20 protein-coding genes and 1 pseudogene are annotated in these 23,594 nt (G+C 45.5%); 17 read left to right on the top strand and 4 right to left on the bottom strand.

Annotation, left to right across the window (positions count from 1 at the left end; genetic code table 11):
* The first annotated feature begins 28 nt into the window (after positions 1-28).
* Positions 29-958, top strand: a complete 930-nt coding sequence (locus tag C0Q44_RS14190; RefSeq protein ID WP_105407967.1) for a carbohydrate ABC transporter permease — start codon at positions 29-31, stop codon at positions 956-958.
* Positions 959-1,063: 105 nt separating this feature from the next.
* A complete protein-coding gene (locus C0Q44_RS14185) occupies positions 1,064-2,611 on the top strand; it encodes an ABC transporter substrate-binding protein (protein WP_105407966.1) in 1,548 nt (515 codons plus the stop codon).
* Positions 2,612-2,754: 143 nt separating this feature from the next.
* On the opposite strand, the gene C0Q44_RS14180 is transcribed toward C0Q44_RS14185, so the two are convergent.
* Together C0Q44_RS14180 and C0Q44_RS14175 are read right to left on the bottom strand one after the other, a co-directional pair.
* On the bottom strand, positions 2,755-3,906 hold the full coding sequence (locus C0Q44_RS14180; protein ID WP_105407965.1) for an MGDG synthase family glycosyltransferase: 1,152 nt from the start codon (positions 3,904-3,906) through the stop codon (positions 2,755-2,757).
* A gap of 50 nt (positions 3,907-3,956) precedes the next feature.
* Entirely contained in the window at positions 3,957-4,484 is a 528-nt protein-coding gene (locus C0Q44_RS14175) for a phosphatase PAP2 family protein (RefSeq protein ID WP_105407964.1), read from the bottom strand.
* Between the two features lie 715 nt (positions 4,485-5,199).
* On the opposite strand from C0Q44_RS14175, the gene C0Q44_RS14170 reads away from it, so the two are divergent.
* The 9 genes and pseudogenes from C0Q44_RS14170 (at position 5,200) to C0Q44_RS30205 (ending at position 13,927) form a co-directional block, all read left to right on the top strand.
* On the top strand, positions 5,200-6,438 hold the full coding sequence (locus C0Q44_RS14170) for a glycosyltransferase family 2 protein (RefSeq protein ID WP_105407963.1): 1,239 nt from the start codon (positions 5,200-5,202) through the stop codon (positions 6,436-6,438).
* 323 nt (positions 6,439-6,761) lie between these two features.
* Positions 6,762-7,256, top strand: coding sequence for a translation initiation factor IF-3 (gene infC, locus C0Q44_RS14165; RefSeq protein ID WP_105407962.1), 495 nt, complete (start codon positions 6,762-6,764; stop codon positions 7,254-7,256).
* Between the two features lie 24 nt (positions 7,257-7,280).
* Positions 7,281-7,484: a 50S ribosomal protein L35 gene (gene rpmI / locus C0Q44_RS14160; RefSeq protein ID WP_105407961.1), complete on the top strand. Its 204-nt coding sequence runs from the start codon at positions 7,281-7,283 to the stop codon at positions 7,482-7,484.
* Between the two features lie 89 nt (positions 7,485-7,573).
* The gene (rplT, locus tag C0Q44_RS14155) at positions 7,574-7,933 is read left to right on the top strand and encodes a 50S ribosomal protein L20 (RefSeq protein WP_017689664.1); all 360 of its coding nucleotides are present in this window, start codon (positions 7,574-7,576) and stop codon (positions 7,931-7,933) included.
* Positions 7,934-8,510: 577 nt separating this feature from the next.
* Complete coding sequence (locus C0Q44_RS14150) at positions 8,511-9,551, top strand: BMP family lipoprotein (protein ID WP_105407960.1); 1,041 nt, start codon at positions 8,511-8,513, stop codon at positions 9,549-9,551.
* Between the two features lie 184 nt (positions 9,552-9,735).
* Entirely contained in the window at positions 9,736-11,274 is a 1,539-nt protein-coding gene (locus C0Q44_RS14145) for an ABC transporter ATP-binding protein (RefSeq protein WP_105407959.1), read from the top strand.
* A pseudogene (locus C0Q44_RS14140) lies at positions 11,267-12,345 on the top strand (ABC transporter permease). The gene C0Q44_RS14145 and the pseudogene C0Q44_RS14140 overlap by 8 nt, the downstream one beginning before the upstream one ends.
* The gene (locus C0Q44_RS14135; RefSeq protein ID WP_105407958.1) at positions 12,346-13,308 is read left to right on the top strand and encodes an ABC transporter permease; all 963 of its coding nucleotides are present in this window, start codon (positions 12,346-12,348) and stop codon (positions 13,306-13,308) included.
* Between the two features lie 220 nt (positions 13,309-13,528).
* Positions 13,529-13,927 (top strand): hypothetical protein, encoded by a 399-nt coding sequence (locus tag C0Q44_RS30205; protein ID WP_219845182.1) that lies wholly within the window; start codon positions 13,529-13,531, stop codon positions 13,925-13,927.
* Between the two features lie 6 nt (positions 13,928-13,933).
* Here C0Q44_RS30205 and C0Q44_RS14125 read toward each other — a convergent pair whose 3' ends face one another.
* Positions 13,934-14,380, bottom strand: coding sequence for a GNAT family N-acetyltransferase (locus C0Q44_RS14125; protein ID WP_374955100.1), 447 nt, complete (start codon positions 14,378-14,380; stop codon positions 13,934-13,936).
* Positions 14,381-14,980: 600 nt separating this feature from the next.
* On the opposite strand from C0Q44_RS14125, the gene ilvB reads away from it, so the two are divergent.
* The 4 genes from ilvB (at position 14,981) to C0Q44_RS14105 (ending at position 20,186) form a co-directional block, all read left to right on the top strand.
* Positions 14,981-16,732: a biosynthetic-type acetolactate synthase large subunit gene (ilvB, locus tag C0Q44_RS14120; RefSeq protein WP_105407957.1), complete on the top strand. Its 1,752-nt coding sequence runs from the start codon at positions 14,981-14,983 to the stop codon at positions 16,730-16,732.
* On the top strand, positions 16,729-17,211 hold the full coding sequence (gene ilvN / locus C0Q44_RS14115) for an acetolactate synthase small subunit (RefSeq protein ID WP_105407956.1): 483 nt from the start codon (positions 16,729-16,731) through the stop codon (positions 17,209-17,211). The genes ilvB and ilvN overlap by 4 nt, the downstream gene beginning before the upstream one ends.
* A gap of 301 nt (positions 17,212-17,512) precedes the next feature.
* Entirely contained in the window at positions 17,513-18,505 is a 993-nt protein-coding gene (gene ilvC, locus C0Q44_RS14110) for a ketol-acid reductoisomerase (protein ID WP_105407955.1), read from the top strand.
* 139 nt (positions 18,506-18,644) lie between these two features.
* On the top strand, positions 18,645-20,186 hold the full coding sequence (locus C0Q44_RS14105) for a 2-isopropylmalate synthase (RefSeq protein WP_105407954.1): 1,542 nt from the start codon (positions 18,645-18,647) through the stop codon (positions 20,184-20,186).
* A gap of 251 nt (positions 20,187-20,437) precedes the next feature.
* Here the strand turns inward: C0Q44_RS14105 and C0Q44_RS14100 are convergent, their stop codons facing one another.
* On the bottom strand, positions 20,438-21,418 hold the full coding sequence (locus C0Q44_RS14100; protein WP_105407953.1) for an aldo/keto reductase: 981 nt from the start codon (positions 21,416-21,418) through the stop codon (positions 20,438-20,440).
* A gap of 233 nt (positions 21,419-21,651) precedes the next feature.
* Here C0Q44_RS14100 and leuB point away from each other — a divergent pair, with 233 nt between their 5' ends.
* Together leuB and C0Q44_RS14090 are read left to right on the top strand one after the other, a co-directional pair.
* Complete coding sequence (gene leuB / locus C0Q44_RS14095; protein WP_105407952.1) at positions 21,652-22,737, top strand: 3-isopropylmalate dehydrogenase; 1,086 nt, start codon at positions 21,652-21,654, stop codon at positions 22,735-22,737.
* A 274-nt stretch (positions 22,738-23,011) separates the two neighbouring features.
* On the top strand, positions 23,012-23,551 hold the full coding sequence (locus C0Q44_RS14090; RefSeq protein WP_105407951.1) for a peroxiredoxin: 540 nt from the start codon (positions 23,012-23,014) through the stop codon (positions 23,549-23,551).
* Positions 23,552-23,594: the final 43 nt, after the last annotated feature.

Below are 23,594 nucleotides of genomic sequence, written 5' to 3'. Positions count from 1 at the left end.
CGCCCGCGGGGCAGAAGGGAGAACGATCATGAACACACCAATGCATACTCACACGCGTACGAAACCTCGTGCCAGAGATTCGGAATTCACCTTGCTGTTTCAACTGATTGCCTACAGTTTCATCATCATTTTATCGATCCTGTGTTTGCTACCGTTTCTACTCATTCTATCGGGTTCGTTCAGCAGCAACGAGTCCATTGTGAGGGATGGCTATCATCTCTTTCCAACCGATTTTTCGCTCGAAGGCTACAAGATGGTCTTCAAATTCCCAACACAGGTGCTTAAAGCCTATGGCGTGACCGTCTTTACAACGGTTGTGGGTACAGCCCTTGGACTGTTTCTGATTACGATGGCAGGCTTTGTGTTGCAGCGCAAAGACTTCAAATATCGAAATACCTTCTCGTTTTTTATCTACTTCACCACGTTGTTTGGCGGAGGTCTCGTGCCTTGGTACATTATGCTCGCCAACTACTTCAACCTTACGGATACGTACACTGTATTGATTTTCCCGGGATTAATGACGCCGTTCCTTATCATCCTGATGAAAAACTTCATTCGTTCCGCTGTGCCGGATGAGTTGATCGAGTCGGCCAAAATAGATGGAGCGAATGACTTCCGTATCTATTTCAGCGTTGTGCTGAAACTGGCGATGCCTGGTATCGCAACCGTAGGACTGTTTCTGGCACTGGGGTATTGGAATGACTGGTTTACCTCGTCGCTCTTTATTAACAACCCGGATATGTACCAGCTGCAATTTTATCTCTATAACACGATGAACACGATTACCTTCATTGATCAGATGGCAATTGGTACGGGGATCACGCTGAGTCAGGACGTACCTACGGAATCAACCAAGATGGCAATGGCTATCGTGGTGACAGGGCCAATTTTGTTCTTGTACCCGTTCGTGCAACGTTATTTTGTCAAAGGACTAACGATTGGTGCGGTGAAAGGTTAGAACGTGAACACGCTGTGAGTGGCAGACCCTGAACATATTCTACGGTCTGAACCATGGCGAGTCTGCGCTAACATAGATAGGTTTACACAAAAAGGGAGGATGCGTATGCGTAACAAAACAATTCGGCACCTGTCTCTGGTATTTGCCCTGATGTTATTCGCCGGGGTACTTGCCGCATGTAACAGCGGTTCGGGGGGATCGACGCAAGGAAGCGAGCAGGGAGGTTCATCCGGGGACAAAGGTGAGAAAGTAACGCTGCAATTTTACATGCTTGGGGATGCTCCCAAAGATCTGCCTGTGATTGAGTCCGAGATCAATAAGCTGGCTGAGGCTGATCTGAACGTCAATGTGAAATTCAATTACACTTCCTGGACCGACTGGGATCAAAAATATAAACTGTTGCTGTCTTCCGGACAGCCGATCGATCTGATCTTCACCGCGGATTGGACATTCTACCAGTCCTATGCCAAGAAGGGCGCGTTCCTGCCACTGGATGAAATGCTGCCCAAAGCAGCGCCAGCACTGAAGGCTCATATACCTGATGATATGTGGGATGCGGTCAAAATTAATGACAAAATCTACACGGTTCCATCGACATGGATTGAGTATGTGACAGAGGGAATCGCGTACCGCGAGGACTTGCGCGAGAAGTACAACCTTCCGAAGCCGGAATCCATCGAGACGCTTGAAGCGTATCTGGAGGGCATCAAAGCTAATGAACCGAATATGATTCCGATTGCAGACAGCAATGCCAACCATACCCATGGTATTCGTCAATTGACCTCCAAACTGGTGAATACAGCGGGTCAACTCCCATATGGTTTGGATATTATGTACGACACACCATCAACCGTAACTTCTTATTGGGGGTCGGCACAACATCTGGAAGACCTGCAAACGTACAAACGTTGGATGGACAAAGGCTTTTTCCCAAAAAACGTATTGAACGTAAAGGATACTTCCAATTCGTTGCTGCAAAATGGAAAAGCGGCTGTTGTTTTGTCCGGGGAGAACCCGAACAAATTTAATGCAGATGTAATCAAGGTGCAGTCTACTCATCCTGATTGGAAACTGGCTTATTTCCCGTACCCTAATGCGAAAGGGTTTGCACAACCGGTTCACCCGATCCACAATGGTTTTGCGATTCCGCGGAGCAGCAAAAACCCGGAAAGAGCGCTGGCATTCTATGAGAAACTGGTGACAGACAAACGTTATAACTGGCTGACGGAATACGGCGTTGAAGGCAAAAACTTCGAGATCAAAGATGGATATTACAAAATGGTGGGTGATGCACAAACGAATGGCTTCCCGCGCGAAGGCATGAATGGCTGGGCATGGCGTAATCCGGAATTTATGCTATATGACAAAACCTTTGATGATGTACTGACCATGTTCAAAGACCTCGACAAAATCAAAAAGCACGATATTTACACCGGATTTGCTGAAGACTGGACTCCATACCAAGCCGAGAAGGCCGCATTGGAGCAAGTGGAAAAGCAATATTTGTATCCGCTTAATGTAGGCTTGGTTGCAGATGTAGAGGCTGGTTTGAATACATTTATGGAGAAGGCGAAACAAGCAGGTTTGGAGAAAATCCAGACAGAGTACACCAAGCAATGGCAGGAATACCTGAAGTCAGCAGGCATTCAATAGTTTGTACTATACTTCATAAGAAAAGGTGCCTTCAGATCCGAAGGCACCTTTTTGATGTGTATGCAGGCTTGTTTGAAGCCGTTGGTTATAGGCGTAATAGGAACGAAGTCTATGGAAGCGAGTTCCCATTCCAGATAACATCTTCATAAACGTATCTCTTCTGCAGAGGAAGGTTGAGCGTCTTCCAGCAGGTCTATAATACTTTGAGCGCTCTCCATCGGGTGAACCTTGGCGATCTCTGCCAGATGGCGTTTGCGTTTACGTACTACATCCGGGTAGTGATGCAGCAGTTTGTTCATCCACTTCACTACAACGTCCAGCGAAGTGATCGGTTCCCCCAAACCTCTTGCGGTAAAATAAAGGACGTTTTCTTCTTCCTGACCCGGTATAGGGTTGTGGAACAACATTGGAATGCCTTTAGCCAAGCCTTCACTGCAAGTCATTCCCCCAGGCTTGGTGATCAGGAGGTCGGATACTTCCATTAATTTGTCCACTTCGTTGGTGTACCCGATAATATGGATGTTCTCTTTGCGATACAGGGAATTCTGTTCCATGTTGATCCGTACTTTATCATTGCGACCGAGGCAAAAAATGATCTGAATATCTTCATGCCAGCGTGTCAGCAACGGATGGATCAGCTTGTCGCTGAGCATTCCCCAACCGCCACCCATGACAAGTACAGTAGGCATGTTCTTGAGGTTGAAGCGACTTCGGATCTCGTCTCGTCCGGGATGCTCCCAGAAGTTTGGATGAACCGGAATGCCCGTGACCCGAATGTTGTCTACAGATACACCACGAAGCATTAATTTGGACTTTACCTCATCAGAAGAAACCAGATAGAGGTCCACTTCAGGACTAATCCAGGTCCCGTGTGCGTCATAATCGGTAATAACCGTGCATAGAGGTACTTGTACACCCAGGCGCTTCAGTCTGGAGATAACAGCGCTTGGGATCGGGTGAGTGCACACGATCGCATTGGGGCGCAACTGACGCACCACGCTGCGAGTATGTGTATAGAACAGTTTGTGCAGCGCGAGTGTTGTCAGCCGGTTCAATGATTTTTTATATTGATGCTTGTATACGTAGCCGACGAGTTTGGGTTGGTTAGTAACCGTTTTTTTGTATGCAGTTATAATAAGAGGTGCAACCTTGGGATTCAGAAAACTTCCCAGTTCAAGCACTTTGGTCTGCACATCCGGCGACAGCTTACGCAAATTGCTGGACAGTGCGTATGCGGCTTGAGTATGCCCTGTACCAAAGCCTTCCGATAATAATAATACTCTCTTTTTTTCCACGCTTGCTTCACCTGTTCCTGCTAGGTTTTCCTGAGTCTAACATATCGGCTTTAAGACCAGAATGCAACTGTTGCAAGTGCGACTAAAGTACCTATTGTAGCGCCTGCCAGAACATCGGAAGGATAGTGTAATCCCAGATAGATTCGAGAGAATCCGACAATAAGGGCCACAGGCAACAATGTTAGCAATAAAAACGGTTCAGCGGCCATAAATGGAACAGTGACCGAAAAAATGGCAGTCGTGTGTCCTGAAGGAAAGGAATGGTCCGTCAGGGGGTTGCGGAACGTAATCGTATCCGGCAAGGCCAGATAAGGCCGAATGCGAGGGTACAATTTTTTCGCAATGGCTACAGGAATATGGCTGACCGCAAGAGCGATGCACGCCTGTAGTCCTATCGTACTCCAAGGAGCCGGAGCAAGGAGCCAGATCAACAAGGATACTGCAATAGAAGAAGTTGCTCCACCCAGATGGGTGAAATAATACAGCCAAAAGTTCATAAAACGATTATGAAGTCGGCCGTTGATCCACATAAATACATTTCGATCATACGCTTGGAACTTTACGAATAAACGGCTCATATTGGCCTCCTGCCAGTCAGGCCGCTCTTGATGGCGGCAGTATTTCCGGTGATTTTTTTTGCATCCAGTTTCGTCCTCATTAGTATATAACCGTTTTTCGTGAACTTGAGGTTATTTCAGGTATATGTTTATCATATTTTTAAATGTTGTCCTTTTCAAGAAGAACACATGTAAAGAACGTAAAATTCATGTTAAAGAGTGGATATATACCCATCTTAACTTTTTGACTTGGATAAGCCAAAAAAGATACAATGATTCAACATGGCTGAAAAGAGGTAAAAAAATGTGAGCTGTGGATTAAACTTTTTAAGGTTGGTTTACGTTATTTGTTATAGGGCCTCTGGTGAAGAATAACATGCTGATGAAAAAAACAGGGACTTTAGAAATAAAAATCAAGTAAACGGCTGAAAATAAGATATAACAGGCATGAATGCGAGGTTGTGGTATCACGAACTGTCTATTCAGCGTTTAAAGTTCACATTTCTGCTTCAAAAAGTGGAATTGGGGTTTTGACAAATGACTGAAAAGAATACAGAATCGATAAAGCAGCCTATTGGCAAGCAACCGAGCTTTGAAACATTGCCTGAACTATTTGCGTAGTACACAAAAGAACAGGGTCATATTCTGCATATCACAAAAAAAAATAAAATGCAGAATCAGGAAGAGAAATGCTATAAGTAAACTGGGTTTTGAAAAAAGGGGGTAACAGAGAACGATGATGGACGCTATATTCGTCACGATGCAGGTCATTCTGGCACTGCTAGCCGTGTACCAATTCACGTTTTCGCTGTTCGGTCTGGTTAAGAAAAAGAAAAAGAAACATTATCCGGCGACAAAATCATTCGCTGTACTCGTCGCAGCACACAATGAGGAACAAGTCATTGGTGCCTTGATGGAGAACTTGAAACAACTTGATTATCCTGAGGATCTGTACGAAGTGTTTGTTATCTGTGATAACTGTACGGATGGAACGGCTCAAATTGTTCGAGAACATGGATTGAATGCTTGTGTACGTACCAATGCCGATCTAAGAGGTAAAGGGTACGCCATTGAATGGATGCTTAAATATCTGTGGGAATTGCCACGTCAGTATGACGCAGTTGTTATGTTTGACGCGGATAACCTGGTTGACCGTAACTTCTTGCTTGAGATGAATGACGACTTGTGCAATGGTTCGCGTGTTATTCAAGGATACATTGATACGAAGAACCCGGAAGATTCATGGATTACTGCGGCATACGGTGTATCCTACTGGTATATTAACCGTCTGTGGCAGTTGTCTCGTCATAATTTGAAAATGGCGAATTTCCTTGGAGGAACCGGAATGTGCTTCGAGACCAATTTGCTGAAAGAAATTGGTTGGGGTGCTACGAGTCTGGTTGAGGATCTGGAATTTACGATGCGCAGTGTGCAGCAAAATGTATATCCTGTTTTCAACTATGATGCCAAAGTATTTGATGAGAAACCATTAACCTTCAAAGCTTCAGCGAGACAACGTCTGCGCTGGATGCAAGGCCACTTTACAGTTGCACGCAGATACTTCTTCCCGCTGCTTTGGCAGGCGATTAAAGAAAGAAGCCTGGTGAAATTTGACCTTGCTGTGTATGGAGCCAATGTGTACGTAGTATTGCTTACGTTTTTGATGACTGCTGTGATGTGGGTAGACATGGCCATATTCAATGGCCCGCACATTGCGAATATCTATGGATACTTCCCGCTGTGGGTTGGGTTCTTAGCCATAGGCTTGAATATTCTGACGTTTCTGTTGTCGATGGCACTGGAGAAGGTTACCTTTGCCAAAGTTTATCTATATCTGATTTTGTTCCCGATTTACCTGCTTTCATGGTACCCGATTACGTTCTACGCTTTCTTCACACAGAACAACAAACAGTGGAGCCACACCCAACATACGCGTGTTGTACGTTTGGATGAGGTACAGAGCAAACAGGGATAACAAAGCGAGCATGAAATCGTCAATATCAAACTTCGAAATGTAACTATAAAAAAATTGTGAAGATGTTGACAATGTTTTTCGTGGATGTTATAGTATTCAAGTGCGTTAAGAGAATAATAATGGAATCACAAGTAGAAGTCCGACTTCTCACCTGTCCAACAAGTGTTGGCTGGTCAGCGATCCCAATAATTTATGAAGTGTATAACTCATGAAGAATTGCGTTGATTACAGGGATGTCGGTAGCTAGACCGGCATCCCTTTTATTTTTGTGTAACAGGATATTCAAAATGACCTGGAGGTGGACGGTTATTAGTAAAGATCACATGATTAATGATGAGATTCGGGCGAAGGAAGTGCGCCTTGTCGGAGCTGAAGGAGAACAAATTGGGATTACGCCGATTCGCGAAGCACTGCAAATGGCGATCGATCTGAATTTGGATCTGGTCAATGTGGCACCACAGGCTAAACCGCCGGTGTGTCGCATTATGGACTATGGCAAGTTCCGTTATGAGCAACAAAAGAAAGACAAAGAAGCCCGTAAGAACCAGAAAATTGTTGACATTAAAGAAGTATGGTTCCGTTCCAATATTGAGGAGAACGATTATCAAACGAAGCTTCGTAATGTAGTTAAGTTTTTGAACGAAGGCGACAAAGTGAAATGTTCTGTTCGTTACCGCGGACGTGAAATTGCACATGCCGCGATTGGTCAACGGATTTTGGAGCGCGTTAAGGTAGAAGTTGCAGAACTTTGTACCATTGAACGTCAACCGAAATTGGAAGGCCGCAGTATGATCATGATTTTGGCTCCTAAAGCCTGATAACATTGGAGGAGGAAACACAAAATGCCTAAAATGAAAACTCACAGCAGTTTGAAAGGACGTTTCAAAATTACCGGTACTGGTAAAGTCCTTCGTTACAAAGCACACAAAAATCACTTGCTTTCCCACAAATCAAAACGTGCTAAGCGCGTTCTGAACGGTAACCCAGTTATGGCTGCCGGGGATGTTAAACGTTTGAAACAAGGTTTGGCTAACTTGAAAGGCTAATTAAACATAGTACATTCCGTATGGGGGATCGGCCTCGGTCGTACACATACTACGGATACATTTAATATTTATTTGGGAGGTTCTTTAAGATGGCAAGAGTCAAAGGCGGTTTTGTAGTACGTCGTCGTCATAAAAAGGTATTGAAACTGGCAAGAGGTTATTTCGGTTCCAAACACCGTATTTTTAAAACAGCTAACGAGCAAGTAATGAAATCCCTGGTATACGCATACCGTGACCGTCGCAACACGAAACGTAACTTCCGCAGACTGTGGATCGTTCGTATCAATGCTGCAGCACGTATGAATGGTTTGTCTTACAACAAACTGATCCATGGTTTGAAACTTGCTGGTGTAGACATGAACCGCAAGATGTTGGCTGATCTGGCCGTTAACGACATCAATGCGTTCAACTCTTTGGCTACTGTAGCTAAAGGCAAAATCAACGCTTAAATTGTATGATACAAGCCGCCGTACCTATGGCGGCTTTTTTTACGGCTTTAAGAAATTTGAAGATGAACTTCTGAATGATTAGAGCGAATAGGCTATTGTCTGCAAGGGAATAATGAAATCAGATGACGGATGAATAACAGACCATGGGAATACATAAAATACGAACGGTGAAATAATACAAATAAAAACAGATGATTTTCAATTGTCACTGAAGTCTGCGGCATATTTTTGTCATATAACATCACATCGTTGTAACGTTAGTGTGTTAAAACGTTAAATTATTAAGCGCTTTCAATAAAAAAAGAACAAAAATATGTGATATTTGGTGATGAAACATCTGGATTTTAACACTGGTTGATTGTATAATCACCTCTAGTAGGCAAGTCCTAAATGTTTCTCTCCATGTCATAATGTTCGGATTTTCGACAGGTGATGGGATGCTCCAAGGGTAAGAATGCGCTTTTAATGTCGAAGAAACCATACATTCTGCTTAAAAGTCATTCCTGCTATCTGTTGAACAATTCAATGTAGGCTGGGTTGGAATGAGGGATATATCATTAAGGGGGAAAAAGAGAAAATGAAAAAGATGCTTAGCTTGTCTTTGGTAATGTTGCTGGCGGTATCGGTTATGCTCGCAGGTTGCGGTAGCAAACCGAAAGAAGAAACAAATGCCGGAGGAGATACAGGTGGCACTCCCACTGAAACTAAATCCGATTTGCAAATCGGTATGGTTACTGACGTAGGTGGAGTTAATGACAAATCTTTCAACCAATCTGCTTGGGAAGCTCTGCAAGCGACTGAAACTGAAACAGGGACAGCAGTTAAATACCTGCAAAGTAAATCCGATGAAGAGTACATTCCTAACCTGAACGAATTCGTTAAAAACGGATATGACCTGACTTGGGGTATCGGTTTCCAACTGGCTGATGCAATCAAAACGGTTGCTGAGCAAAACCCTGATTCCAAACTTGCGATCATTGACAGTGTAGTTGATGTTCCTAACGTTAAATCGGTAACATTTGCTGAAGAAGAAGGATCTTACCTGGTTGGTGTTGTAGCTGGTCTTACAACAAAAACGAATAAAGTAGGATTTGTTGGTGGTATGGACAGCCCGTTGATCAAAAAGTTTGAAGTAGGTTTCAGAGAAGGCGTTAAGGCTGTAAATCCTGATGCTGAGTTCATCTCTAACTACACAGGTGCTTTTGATAAACCTGACCTTGGTAAAGCAGCAGCAGCTACAATGTACAACCAAGGCGTAGACATCATTTTCCACGCTTCTGGTGCTACTGGTAACGGCGTGTTTAATGAAGCAGGCGCTCGTAAGAAGCAAGGACAAGAAGTATGGGTTATTGGTGTAGACAAAGACCAATCCATTGAGTTTGGTGATGAAATCACACTGACTTCCATGATCAAAAAAGTTGACGAAGCAGTTAAACGCGTGAACCAAGAAGTAATCGATGGAACATTCAAGGGTGGTTCCGAGAACCTGACTTTGAAAGAAAACGGTGTAGGTATTGCTGATACTTCAACTGCCAATGTATCTGCTGATACACTTGCCAAAGTTGAAGAGTACAAAGAAAAAATCATCAGCGGCGAAATCAAAGTACCTACAGAGTAATTTGAACTGAGCTGTGAAAAGAATAATCATCAGGGCCGGTCTTGACCGGCCTTATGATTGTAAGGACAGGAACATTTGATCAAGTCATCGTAACAATTGTACAAGGTTACTGTGCATCAACGCTCCGGTAGGAGCTTTTCTTACGTTTTCGGAACCACACTAATTCAGTTATAAGGGTGATTACATGGGTGCAGCAACCCCCGTCGTTGAGTTAAAACAAATTACGAAGCGTTTCCCAGGCATTGTTGCCAACGACGCTATCAGCCTTCAGCTTCGTAAAGGCGAGATCCACGCTTTACTGGGCGAAAACGGCGCTGGTAAGTCAACGTTGATGAACATTGTTTTTGGTCTCTATCAGCCGGATGAAGGTTCCATTGAAGTGAATGGCAAGCCTGTCATCATCGACAGCCCTAACCGCGCGATCGATCTTGGCATCGGAATGGTGCATCAGCACTTTAAGCTTGTACAGCCGTTCACGGTAACAGAGAACATTATTTTGGGATCTGAACCTACGAAGGGTCTCAATATTAATTATAAAAAAGCGGCTGCTGAAGTGCAGCGCTTGTCCGAGCAGTATGGACTCAAGGTCAATCCTCATGCGAAGATCCATGATATTTCTGTCGGAATGCAACAACGGGTGGAGATTGTTAAAACGTTGTATCGCGGTGCGGACATTCTTATTTTTGACGAACCTACAGCTGTATTGACACCTCAAGAGATCAAAGAACTGATGATCATCATGAAGAAGCTTGTAGCTGAAGGCAAGTCCATTATTTTAATCACGCACAAACTGAAAGAAATCATGGAAATCTCGGATACGGTAACGATTATTCGTCGGGGTAAAGTGATTGATTCGGTCAAAACATCGGAAACGAATCCTAATGAACTGGCAGAGAAAATGGTTGGACGGAATGTCACCTTTAAAGTAGACAAAACGCCTGCTACACCGGGAGCAAATGTGCTCGAAATCAGCAAATTGACTGCCAAAAATAAAGAAGGTATCTCGGTTCTTAATCAGCTTAACCTGAACGTCCGTGCAGGAGAGATTGTCGGAATTGCAGGCGTTGATGGTAATGGGCAAAGTGAACTGATTGAAGCCCTTACCGGACTTCGTAAAGTAGAGAGTGGATCAATTCGTTTGGAGGGCAAGGAGCTGTCCAATCATTCGCCGCGCCATATTTCGGAGTCGGGTGTGGCTCATATTCCTGAAGATCGACACAAACACGGACTTGTTCTTGATTTTTCAGTGAGTGAAAATATCGTCCTGGAATCCTACTACAAAGCACCATACACTCGTAAAGGGTTCCTTAACTTTGATGCCATCAAAAAGCAAGCGAAACGACTTGTGGAGGCATTTGATGTGCGTACACCAAGTATCGAGACCAAAGCCCGTTCCTTGTCCGGAGGAAATCAGCAGAAAGCCATTATCGCCCGTGAGATCGATAAAAACCCTGAACTTCTTATCGCTGCCCAGCCAACTCGTGGCTTGGACGTAGGGGCTATTGAGTTCGTGCAAAAGCAACTGATTGCACAACGGGATCAAGGCAAGGCTGTTCTGCTCATTTCATTTGAGCTTGATGAGATTATCAATGTATCTGACCGAATTGCTGTCATCTATGAAGGGCAGATCGTAGGTGAGGTGCTGCCGGAAGAAACCAATGACAGGGAGCTCGGCTTGATGATGGCGGGCAGCACCCAAAAGAGAGGTACTGCGCATGAGTAACGTATTGAAATGGTTTACCCGAGATTCATTCATTTTGCCTGTAGTAGCCATCATTATGGGGCTTATTCTCGGTGGTGTAGTCATGCTGGTTGGTGGATACAATCCAATTGAAGCCTATGGTGCCTTGTTCACCAAGGTATTTGGAGACATGTACAATTTTGGTGAAGCCGTGCGGGAAATGACGCCGCTGATCATGACTGGACTTGCATTTGCATTTGCTTCACGTGCAGGGTTGTTTAACATCGGGGAGAAGGCCAATTTCTCGTCGGAATGACAGCTGCAACATTTGTAGGTGTTAAATTTGCAGGTTTGCCGATCTACCTCCATGCTCCGCTGGCTTTGCTTGCCGGTGCGCTCTTTGGTGGTCTTTGGGCAGCCATTGCTGGTTACTTGAAAGCGGCACGTGGGGTCAATGAAGTAATCAGCAGTATCATGCTGAACTGGATTGGTCTGTATCTGGCCAATCTTATCGTACGCCAATTCTTGCTGTTAAAGGGCGAGAATCGTTCCGTGGATATCAGCGAATCAGCTTCGATCAGTCTGACATGGCTCTCTGAACTGATGGGCAACTCTCGTGTGCACATGGGGACGTTGATTGCCATTGTGATGGCTGTACTCTTTTATATCTATATGTGGAAAACCAAACAGGGTTATGAAATCCGCGCAGTAGGCTACAACCCTAATGCGGCTGAATATGCAGGTATGCATGTGAACCGGAATATCGTAAAAGCGATGTTCATCAGTGGTATGCTTGCTGGTCTTGGTGGTGCATTCCAGGTGCTAGGTGTCTTCCAATACCAAACTGTCATGTCGGGGTCGCCAGGTACTGGTTTTGACGGCATAGCGGTTGCCCTGATTGGCCTGAATCATCCGTTTGGGGTGTTGTTGGGAGCAGTGCTGTTCGGTACCCTCACGTACGGATCTGCAGGTATGAGCTTTGCTGCGGATGTTCCGCCTGAGATTATTCGGATTGTGATCGGTTCGATTATCTTCTTCATCGCGGCACAGGGCATCGTGCGCTGGATACTTAAACCGTTCTATTCGAAGCGCAAGAAAGAGAAGGTGTTGTAGATGGACTTGTTGACAATTGGGCAAATTATCAATACGACGCTTGTCTTTGCTACGGCATTGATTTTTGCATCCCTCGGCGGAATTTTTTCAGAAAAATCAGGTGTGACTAACCTCGGACTTGAAGGTTTCATGGTCTTTGGTGCTTTTGCAGCTGGAATCGGTGCACACTATGCGCAAGAAGCGGGCATGGGTGGAACCACATCGGCCTGGATGGGTGTCCTTCTCGCGATTGTGCTGGGCGTATTGGTATCGCTGATTCATGCTGTTGCATCTATCACATTCAAAGCTGACCAGATTATCAGTGGTATCGTTATTAACTTTTTGGCAGCAGGAAGTACATTGTACTTGGTTAAATTGTTGTTTGAAGGTTCTGGTGATTCACCGTTGGTTCAGGGCTTCAGTAAGTTTGATGTGCCGTTCTTGAAAGAGATTCCTTTGCTTGGAGAAGCTTTCTTCAAGAACGTATATCCAACGACATATCTGGCAATCTTGTTCGTATTCCTGACGTATTACATCATGTTCAAAACACCTTTTGGTCTTCGTCTCCGTTCTGTTGGTGAACATCCAAGTGCAGCAGATACAGTAGGTGTTAAAGTGCGTCGTTACCGCTATGTTGCTGTTATGATCAGTGGTGCGCTTGCAGCTATTGGTGGTGCAGCGATTACGTTGACGACAACAGGCACGTTCTCACACAATACGGTTTCCGGCCAAGGTTATATTGCCATTGCAGCTATGATCTTTGGTAAATGGAATCCGATTGGTGCTTTTGGTGCGGCTGTGTTCTTTGGATTCTCGCAAGCGATTCGAAACTATGTACAGTTGTTCGAATGGTCACAAAGTATTCCCCAGGAAATTATTTATATGTTGCCTTACCTGCTTACCATTATCGTTCTGGTGGCTGCGGTCGGACGTTCTTCGGCTCCTTCTGCACTGGGTGAAGCATATGATCCGGGTAAAAGGTAACAACCTCCGGCATATCAAGTTAAATATTCATTGGTTTGATAGAGGGGTCCGCCTTGTGCGGGCTCTTTTTTAATTCTCTTTAAATTCCTTCTCCTCTAACAAATCACTGAGCTGGTTGCTCATATTGGATACCTATATTTTCAGGTAGGGACAATGAAACAGGCGAATCTAGTCTTGGACGAATACACTGTTCTGAACGATCCGAGGAGGAGGGGAAAGTATGAAACAACAAGTTACGCGTACTGAAGCGATGAAATTAATAGGCAAAAACATTGTTGCAATCAAAAAAGACGGCACTCGGGTTACTGGGAAGCTGTTAAAAGTATCTCAAAATAAACTCGTATTGAAGCGTTTGGGCAGTAAGAAAGTACGAACAAAAGCTATTCTGCCACTGGTATTGTTCGATCTGCTCGCGATTGCGACACTGCCTTATGCTTATGGCCAAGGCCCCGGATTTGGGCCTGGTCCGGGCTCAGGCCCTGGATGCGGCCCAGGTTGTGGCCCAGGTTATGGCCCTGGATATGGAGCTGGAGGACCTGGTGGACTTGGGGGAGGATATGGATCGGGACCTGGATTCGGACCTTATGGACCGGGCCCACGTCCACCAGGATTTTTCTAGAATAATCTATATTGATTTTTCCATTTCGTAGCAGCGGCTTATCATAATATATCGAATCGCGTGATATCCATTTTTTTGATAAAACTGAAGGCCTTTGGTATTGCCTTCATCCACCATCACTTTCGATCTCCTACAACCTCTGGAGGCTGCAAAGCTCTCTGCTTTGAGTAACAAAGTCTGTCCGTATCGCTTGCGTTGTTCTTTGGGACTAACAGCCATCATATCGACATAGAGCAGTTCCCCGTGCATGAGAAAATGGATGAATGCGACAGCCGATTTTTCAGGCTCCGGCGAGATAACAAAGGTCATGCCCCTGTTCATTCGCAGGGGTATTTCTTTACGAATTTTATTGATTTCTTGTTCACTCATATGAGATAGAGGAACAAGTTGAGTGTCAATTAGCTTCATGATGGCGCCATCATCCAGCTTGGATCTGCGTTGCCGAATCACCATGCGGAGCCTCCTTTCAGAACCAGGCGTGTTGCTCGTATATCCTATGCCCGAAGCAAGAGAAAAGGTGACTGAATGAAGTGCAAGGAATAGGGAAACCTTAAAGGCGGAAGAGGCATGTTGTAGGACTCCCTGAATTTTTATGCAAAACAGGTATTGACTTATCTGTTGGAGGAATCATATAATGTTCCTAACATTTAACGAGAATATTTCATCGGCTATGAAGAGGACGAAGTTTTAAGGGCTCTTTTGCTCAGAGAGTGGCTGGAATTGCTGAAACCACCACCATTACCCCTTATATACGAGCTCACCTCGGAGCTGTTTTCCTGAAAAGCACTGGATGTCACTCCTTTCGCGTATTAGGGGAAATCGTATGTCTGCGTTACAGACAACAGGTATGGGAAACGACTATGTTCGTTTGAGCTATCGTTTTGTTATACCTGGTAAGGTCCGTTATTGCGAAATTTCGGACAAAGTTGGGTGGTACCACGGAAGCGATAACCTTTCGTCCCTCGCAAGCATGAACTTGTTTGCAGGGGATGGAAGGTTTTTTTTGTAACTTTAAATGTCAGAATGGTGTAAATTCCGAGAGGAGGATGACTGATGGGAGCTCAAATTCCAGAAGTAAGATCGACAGATGAATTACGTGAAAAATGGATGAAGCCGGAGGTCATTAGCGGTTCCGAGATTCTGCTGAGAAGTTTGTTGCTTGAAGGCGTGGAGTGCGTGTTTGGTTACCCGGGCGGCGCAGTGTTGTACATTTACGATGCGATGTATGGTTTTGAAGACTTCAAACATGTATTGACCCGTCACGAACAAGGCGCAATTCATGCTGCGGACGGTTATGCACGTGCAAGTGGTAAAGTCGGTGTCTGTATCGCAACCTCCGGGCCGGGAGCAACCAATCTGGTTACCGGAATAGCCACGGCATATATGGATTCTGTGCCACTGGTTGTCATTACGGGAAATGTCAATTCCAGCCTGATCGGCTCGGATGCTTTCCAGGAAGCTGATATTACCGGGATTACTATGCCAATCACCAAACACAGTTATCTGGTGAAAGATGTAAAAGATCTCTCCAGTATCATTCATGAGGCATTTCACATTGCCAATACGGGTCGCAAAGGTCCTGTACTGATCGACATTCCAAAGGATGTATCGGCTAACAAAACCTTGTTTGAACCGAGTACTGAACCTGTTACATTAAGAGGCTACAATCCACGGACCGTACCGAACAAACTTCAGGTTGACCGTTTGGCACAGGCCATTCAGGAAGCTGAACGTCCAATGATTCTGGCCGGTGGCGGTGTGGTATACTCGGGTGGACATGAAGAGTTGTTCGAGTTTGTTGAGAAGACAGGCATTCCAATTACGACAACACTTCTGGGTCTTGGCGCATTCCCAAGTGGGCATGAACTGTGGACAGGAATGCCGGGGATGCACGGAACGTACACATCCAATCAGGCCATTCAAAAAGCGGATCTGCTGATTAATATCGGAGCACGCTTCGATGATCGGGTAACCGGTAAGCTGGATGGATTCGCACCATATGCCAAAATCGTTCATATCGATATTGATCCTGCTGAAATTGGCAAAAACATTGCAACGGATATTCCGATCGTTGGTGATGTGAAGACGGTACTGGAAATAGCCAACAAAGAAGTTGGGCGTGCAGAGCGTGCAGATGCATGGAGAGACCAGATCAAACAGTGGAAACAAGAGAAGCCTTACAGCTATACGGATTCAGACGAAGTACTGAAACCGCAGTGGGTTGTTGAAATGCTGAACGATACAACCAAAGGCGAAGCAATTGTGACGACGGATGTGGGACAACATCAGATGTGGGCAGCACAATACTACAAGTTCAATCAACCGCGTTCATGGGTAACTTCTGGTGGACTTGGAACAATGGGCTTTGGATTCCCTTCTGCAATTGGTGCTCAGATGGCCAATCCGGACAGACTGGTTATCTCTATTAACGGTGACGGCGGAATGCAGATGTGTTCCCAAGAACTCGCAATTTGTGCCATTAACAATATCCCGGTGAAAATTGTTATCATTAACAATCAGGTACTAGGCATGGTACGCCAATGGCAGGAACTCATCTATGATAACCGTTACAGTCACATTGATCTGGCAGGAAGTCCGGACTTTGTAAAACTGGCTGAAGCGTATGGCGTTAAAGGATTGCGAGCAACGAATAAGGAAGAAGCAGAGCGAGCTTGGCAAGAAGCTCTGGATACACCGGGCCCTGTCGTTGTTGAATTCGTAGTACGCAAGCATGAAAATGTGTATCCAATGGTTCCGCAGGGAGCAACAATTGATCAAATGCTGATGGGGGATGCTGAGGAATGATTAGACATACGATTTCAATATTGGTTAACGATCAGCCTGGCGTCCTTCAGCGGGTATCGGGGTTGTTCGGTCGACGCGGATTCAACATTGAGAGTATTACAGTAGGTCAATCGGAAGAGCCCGGTCTCTCCCGGATGGTCATTGTCACCATTGGTGACGACAAAACGCTGGAGCAGATAGAGAAACAACTATACAAAATCATCGATGTCATTAAAGTGGTCGATTTCAGCCTCAAACCGATGGTTGCTCGTGAACTTGCTCTGATCAAAGTGAAAGCTGAGCCTTCCGAGCGTCCTGAAATTCTGGGTGTGGTAGAGACATTCCGTGCATCCATTGTGGATATCGGCCCTGGAAGTCTGATGGTACAAGTTGTTGGTGATACGGACAAAATCGATGCGATGATTGAATTGCTCAAGCCATACGGCATTCGTGAATTGTCCCGTACAGGCATAACTGCATTGGTACGTGGTAACGTATAAGGTTATAATGATTAAGTACTCGGTCTGATGCATAAGTAGAGTAACCTGTAATAAGAGGGACGACAGTTAGCTAACATATATAGTTGATTTTATGTGAGAGTGTCGGTCCCTTATAAGTTTTATTTTCACATTTTAGTGATGTAACGCTTGACAAGATAGATACACTCCCGCATTAACGAGCGGGTGTCTGAACGGATCGGATCGGACCATAACGCATTGAAGCAGTCCTTGCGAACCGGTCCCTTGAGACACCCGCTCATTAATGAAGGGTTCTTTACAATACAAAGGAGGACTTATAAACATGCCAGTAACTACTTATTATGAACAGGATGCAGAGCTTAACGTATTGAAAGGAAAAACGATTGCGGTAATCGGTTATGGTAGCCAGGGCCACGCCCAAGCCCAAAACCTTCGTGATAGCGGATTGAACGTAGTCATCGGACTTCGTGAAGGTAAATCCTTCGACACTGCCAAAAATGACGGGTTTGAAGTTCTGTCCCCGGCTGAAGCAACAAGCCGTGCAGATGTAGTTCAAATCTTGCTTCCTGACGAAACACAAGCTTCAGTGTACAAAAACGAAATCGAACCAAACCTGAAAGAAGGAGCTGCATTGCTCTTCTCCCACGGTTTCAACGTTCATTTCGGTCAAATCGTTGCTCCAAAAAACAGCGATGTATTGCTGGTAGCTCCTAAATCCCCTGGTCACATGGTACGTCGTACTTATGTGGAAGGATTCGGTGTACCGGGTCTGATCGCGATTGAGCAAGATGCAACAGGTAAAGCAAAAGACATCGGTTTGGCTTATGCAAAAGGTATCGGTTGCACACGCGCAGGGGTTATCGAAACTTCCTTCCGTGAAGAAACAGAAACAGACCTGTTCGGTGAGCAAGCTGTTCTGTGTGGTGGTGTGAGTGCCCTCGTAAAAGCTGGATTCGAAACATTGACAGAAGCGGGTTACGCTCCTGAAATGGCATACTTCGAATGTTTGCACGAATTGAAATTGATCGTTGACATGATGTATGAAGGTGGACTCGCAAGTATGCGTGATTCCATCAGTAACACAGCAGAGTACGGGGACTATGTCACTGGACCACGTATCGTTACTGAAGATACGAAGAAAGCAATGAAAGATGTTCTTACCGACATCCAACAAGGTAAATTTGCACGCGACTTCATCCTGGAGAACCAATCCGGCCGTGCATTCTTGACAGCAACTCGTCGCAACGAAGCTGAACACCCAATTGAAGTGGTTGGCGGACAATTGCGTGAAATGATGCACTGGATCAAAAAGTAAGCATTAACGTTTAAAACTTACACTTTAACGTATTCAAGTAAACTTAGAGCTTTAACTGGGAATAGCGGCCGTGCTTATGCGTGAGCCGCTATTGCTGGTTCATAGAAACAATATACTACAAGTACAGGAGGTGCGAGGCGTGCGTAAAATCTATGTATTTGACACAACGCTGCGTGATGGAGAGCAATCCCCGGGAGTCAATCTGAACACTCGTGAAAAGGTGGAAATTGCCCATCAGCTCGAGCGGCTTGGCGTTGACCGGATGGAAGCTGGTTTCCCGGCGGCATCTCCAGGTGATCTGGCAGCTGTTAATGCAGTAGCGAAAGCAGTCCAAAATGTTACCGTGATTGGCTTGTCCCGTTCAAGAGAGCAAGACATTGATGCAGTGAAAGAAGCCCTCAAAGGTGCACAGGATCCCTGCATTCACGTGTTTTTGGCAACCTCACCCATTCATCGCCAACATAAATTGCGCATGGACAAAGGACAGGTACTGGATACAGCTCGTTCCGCGATTCGTTATGCGAAGAAAACATTCTCCAAGATCGAATTCTCACTTGAGGATGCAGGTCGTACCGAGTATGATTTCCTCGTTGAGATGGTAAATATGGCTGTTGAAGAGGGCGCAGTCGTCGTAAATATCCCGGATACAGTGGGCTATCTGAGCCCATATGAATACGGAAACATTTTCAAACACCTCAAGGAAAATGTCCACGGCATTGAAAAGGTACAGCTGAGTGCCCACTGTCATAATGATCTGGGTATGGCAACCGCCAATACACTTGCAGCCATTCTGAACGGAGCCGATCAGATCGAAGGTACGATTAATGGCATCGGGGAACGAGCGGGGAACACGGCTATTGAAGAGATCGCGATGGCGCTGGAGACACGTCAGGAATTTTTCCAGGCGAAAACATCGCTACAGTTATCTGAAATTGCACGGACCAGCCGTCTGGTTAGCCGTTTGACAGGTATGGTTGTACCAGGCAACAAAGCCATTGTTGGGGCCAATGCCTTCGCCCATGAATCCGGTATTCACCAGGACGGCATGCTGAAGGAAAAAACAACGTATGAGATTATGACTCCAGAGTCTATTGGTCTGAAGGAAAGCAAGCTTGTACTGGGTAAACATTCCGGGCGTCATGCCTTCCGTGAGCGGTTAATTGATCTCGGATATGAGCTGGAAGAAGAAGCGTTGAATCGAGCATTCGCCCAGTTCAAAGACCTGGCTGATAAGAAGAAAGAAGTCACCGACGAAGATCTGCTGGCTGTCATTGAAGAGAAATTGCAGGATGCACCTGAGGTGTATAAACTGGAAGCCATCTTTGTTACATACGGAGATGAATCGGTACCAACGGCCAAAGTCCGTATTGCAACGCTTGATGGAGATACGGTTGAAAAGCAAGCAGAGGGTAATGGATCGGTAGATGCGATCTACAATGCGATTGATCAAGTGAGTGGGGAAGACGTTACCTTGTCTGACTATTCCATTAAATCGGTAACGCATGGTAAGGATGCTTTGGGTGAAGTACACGTTGTACTGACTCAAAATCAAGTTTCGGTACAGGGACGCGGTGTGAGCACGGATATACTGGGTGCAAGTGCACGTGCCTATGTAGACGGCTTGAATCAATTGATTGAAAAACGCAAGACCTATACGAACCGTGTAAACGTGAACCTGTAGGGACCGCGGAACGTACAGGTCTTCATTGAACTGGGATTCGAAGGTATTTAACCTGACCGGATTAGACTTGTCTGGAAGAGTTAACAGATAGATGGACTTCAGCTTCATCTGCTCCGTTCAGTGAGGCACGTAAAGAGTCTGACCCTGTTGTTGTGGGTCAGACTCTTTTGCATGCATGTTATATTAATTATAGCAGTGGAATACAGTGCATTCTGTATGTGTAGTATTGTATGGCTTACGCTGGCAAGCTTTTACCACGCATAAGCATTAGGTGCATGTCCACCTGGACCGGGGAATATTTCATCCAGACGTTTGAGCACAGCTTCATCCAAAGTCACGTCCAGACATTTGAGAGCTGTTTCGAACTGCTCCAGCGTACGCGGTCCGATAATCGGGGCAGTCACCGCCGGATTGGCAGCCACCCAAGCCAAAGCTACCGTATCCTGTGGTTCGCCCAGATCGCGACATAGTGCAGCAAAGTCTTCAAGCTGAGTCTGCTGCTGCTCGATACGACCAGCAATGCCACCGCTACGTGTGCCTTCCAGCTTCTGTAGCGCATTTCGTCCCAGTAATCCACCATCAAGTGGACTCCATGGAATCACGCCGAGACCCAGTTCCTTGGCAGCAGGGAGCACTTCCAGTTCAGGCAAACGACAGTTGAGACTATATTTATGTTGTTCGGAAACCAGACCGAGGAAATGGCGATTCTTGGCTTCGCTTTGAGCAATTGCAATCTGCCATGCGGCAAAGTTGCTTGAGCCTACATAGCCTATTTTACCCTGATTTACTGCATTCTCGAACGAACCCCACAGCTCGTCCCACGATATGGCAGGGTCTACATGGTGCATCTGGTACAGCTCGATATGATCGGTCTGCAAGCGGCGGAGGGAGCCCTCCAGATGACGTCTGATCTTATAAGCGGAGAGGCCGGCATCATTGTTGGGGCCGTCTGAATCATCATGCATGGAACCATAGACTTTGGTAGCCAGAACCACTTTTTCGCGTCTACCGCCACCCTGGTTGAACCAGCGGCCAATGATTTCTTCGGTAAGACCGGAATTTTCACCCCAGCCGTAAATGTTAGCGGTATCAAAAAAGTTCACTCCGGCATCGAGTGCTGCATCCATGATGCGGAAAGCTTCTTTCTCGTCGGTAGCCGGCCCGAAATTCATAGTACCGAGACAGATTCGGCTAACCTTGAGGCCTGATTTACCCAAATACGAATATTGCATGTTGATTATCCCTCCTGCGTACCTGATTTGAATTCAGCTATATTTTACCTCACCGGGAGGGTCAGAACAACTTGCAAAGGGGATGTTATGATGGCTTATAGGTAAAATCTATTAAAGTCATAGATTGTATATCTTGGTCAAATGACCTTGGAATATGATACAAAAGAGAGAGTTAATATGAGACGTTACTTTATGAATCATTAATGAATGAAATATAAGGAGTGGACAACCCCATGGCAGATGTGAAAAAAATTGCAGTTATTGCAGGTGACGGAATCGGACCAGAAGTCGTAGCTGAGGCCGAGAAAGTTCTTAAACGTACAGAGGAAGTATTCGGTTACCGTTTTGAGACAGAACATGCGCTGTTCGGCGGAATCGCGATTGATGAGAAGGGTACACCTCTTCCTGAAGAAACACTGACGGTATGTAAAAGTGCCGATGCAGTCCTGCTTGGAGCCGTTGGCGGTCCAAAATGGGATAACAACAGCAAAGAGCTTCGTCCGGAAACAGGATTGCTGGGTATTCGCAAAGCGCTCGGATTATTCTCCAACCTGCGACCAGCTGTTGTATTTGATTGCTTGAAGGATGCGTCAACCTTGAAGCCTGAAGTACTGGAAGGTACGGATCTGATGGTGGTACGGGAGTTGACTGGTGGGATCTACTTCGGAGAGAAATTCAGACGTGAAAGTGCACAGGGCGAAGAGGCTGTGGATACTTGTGCATATAATGTAACGGAAGTAGAGCGGATCGTTCGTCAAGCATTCGAAATTGCTCAAGGACGTCGCAAAAAGTTGGCTTCGGTTGACAAAGCTAATGTACTTGAAACTTCCCGTCTCTGGCGTGAAGTCGTTAACCGGGTAGCACCAGAGTATCCGGATGTTGAACTTGAGCATGTGCTTGTGGACAACTGTGCAATGCAGTTGTTGCGCCGTCCATCCAGCTTCGATGTTATCGTAACGGAGAACATGTTCGGTGACATCTTGAGTGATGAAGCAGCGATGCTGACAGGCTCCATCGGCATGCTCGCATCTGCATCACTGGGAGAAGGTAGCTTCGGACTCTATGAACCAGTACACGGTTCTGCACCGGATATCGCAGGTCAAGGACTTGCCAATCCGATTGCAACGATCCTCTCTCTGGCACTGATGTTCCGCACGACCTTTGGTTATACAGAAGGTGCGGATGCCATTGAAGCGGCTGTGTCTGATGCACTGAACGCAGGACATCGTACAAGCGATATTGCTGTAGACAAGAGCACAGCGATCAGCACAACGGAAATGGGCGACTTGATTGTCGCAGCGATTCGTAAACAGGCGTAATACGGTATCATAACAAGACAGCCCTTTGCTTTCCGTGAGGAATGATGGAGGGCTGTTCCTTTATAATTTTTGCCACGAAAAATCCTTATTTATAATTATTATAAAAAAATAACGATTATAATCTTGACTTTGAGAAGTCCGGATGATAACATTTTACTTGTACTTGTTATCAAGTAACAAACCATTTAATTGCAGGGAAAGCGTCCGCGTTTTTCCTGATGATGAGCATTCCATAGTGAGTGCTTACATAATCCCAAAGGAGGAATTTTTAGTTATGGCAGAACGTTTGGTTGGTAGACCCGCACCGGATTTTGCAATGGAAACAGTATCGGGAGATGGACAAGATTTTGGTTCCGTTAAACTGTCCGATTATCGTGGCAAATGGCTCGTATTTTTCTTCTATCCTTTGGATTTCACTTTTGTGTGCCCAACTGAAATTACAGCTTTGAGTGATGCTGCTGAGCAATTCAAAGCTTTGGATACTGAAGTTCTTGGCGTGAGCGTTGACTCCGTACACAGCCACAAAGCTTGGATCAACACACCTAAAGACAGCAATGGTCTGGGTCAATTGAACTTCCCATTGGCTTCTGACATTACGAAACAAGTTGCCAATGATTATGGCATTCTGATCGAAGAAGAAGGCATTGCACTGCGTGGCTTGTTCATCATCGATCCAGAAGGCGAATTGAAATACCAAGTTGTTAACCACAATGATGTAGGTCGTAGCGTTGAAGAAACACTTCGTGTACTGCAAGCTTTGCAATCCGGTGGATTGTGTGCAATGAACTGGAAACCAGGCGACACGAACCTGTAAGCCTGATTGAACTTGAACGCATGTTGTTCAAGCCCTCATCCCT

Origin of the sequence: Paenibacillus sp. PCH8 (assembly GCF_002968835.1) — a bacterium.
Lineage (GTDB): Bacteria > Bacillota > Bacilli > Paenibacillales > Paenibacillaceae > Paenibacillus.
Note: the sequence above shows the minus strand (reverse complement) of the source record. Positions and strands in the feature narration are given on the sequence as shown.

Bases quoted from the DNA above. Each gene is read 5' to 3' on its own strand.
- C0Q44_RS30205 (WP_219845182.1), top strand. From the start codon at position 13,529: ATGAAACAACAAGTTACGCGTACTGAAGCGATGAAATTAATAGGCAAA.
- C0Q44_RS14090 (WP_105407951.1), top strand. From the start codon at position 23,012: ATGGCAGAACGTTTGGTTGGTAGACCCGCACCGGATTTTGCAATGGAA.
- leuB (WP_105407952.1), top strand. From the start codon at position 21,652: ATGGCAGATGTGAAAAAAATTGCAGTTATTGCAGGTGACGGAATCGGA.
- C0Q44_RS14185 (WP_105407966.1), top strand. From the start codon at position 1,064: ATGCGTAACAAAACAATTCGGCACCTGTCTCTGGTATTTGCCCTGATG.
- ilvN (WP_105407956.1), top strand. From the start codon at position 16,729: ATGATTAGACATACGATTTCAATATTGGTTAACGATCAGCCTGGCGTC.
- C0Q44_RS14100 (WP_105407953.1), bottom strand. From the start codon at position 21,418: ATGCAATATTCGTATTTGGGTAAATCAGGCCTCAAGGTTAGCCGAATC.
- ilvC (WP_105407955.1), top strand. From the start codon at position 17,513: ATGCCAGTAACTACTTATTATGAACAGGATGCAGAGCTTAACGTATTG.
- rplT (WP_017689664.1), top strand. From the start codon at position 7,574: ATGGCAAGAGTCAAAGGCGGTTTTGTAGTACGTCGTCGTCATAAAAAG.
- infC (WP_105407962.1), top strand. From the start codon at position 6,762: ATGATTAATGATGAGATTCGGGCGAAGGAAGTGCGCCTTGTCGGAGCT.
- C0Q44_RS14145 (WP_105407959.1), top strand. From the start codon at position 9,736: ATGGGTGCAGCAACCCCCGTCGTTGAGTTAAAACAAATTACGAAGCGT.
- rpmI (WP_105407961.1), top strand. From the start codon at position 7,281: ATGCCTAAAATGAAAACTCACAGCAGTTTGAAAGGACGTTTCAAAATT.
- C0Q44_RS14170 (WP_105407963.1), top strand. From the start codon at position 5,200: ATGATGGACGCTATATTCGTCACGATGCAGGTCATTCTGGCACTGCTA.
- C0Q44_RS14150 (WP_105407960.1), top strand. From the start codon at position 8,511: ATGAAAAAGATGCTTAGCTTGTCTTTGGTAATGTTGCTGGCGGTATCG.
- C0Q44_RS14175 (WP_105407964.1), bottom strand. From the start codon at position 4,484: ATGAGCCGTTTATTCGTAAAGTTCCAAGCGTATGATCGAAATGTATTT.
- C0Q44_RS14135 (WP_105407958.1), top strand. From the start codon at position 12,346: ATGGACTTGTTGACAATTGGGCAAATTATCAATACGACGCTTGTCTTT.
- C0Q44_RS14190 (WP_105407967.1), top strand. From the start codon at position 29: ATGAACACACCAATGCATACTCACACGCGTACGAAACCTCGTGCCAGA.
- ilvB (WP_105407957.1), top strand. From the start codon at position 14,981: ATGGGAGCTCAAATTCCAGAAGTAAGATCGACAGATGAATTACGTGAA.
- C0Q44_RS14125 (WP_374955100.1), bottom strand. From the start codon at position 14,380: ATGGTGATTCGGCAACGCAGATCCAAGCTGGATGATGGCGCCATCATG.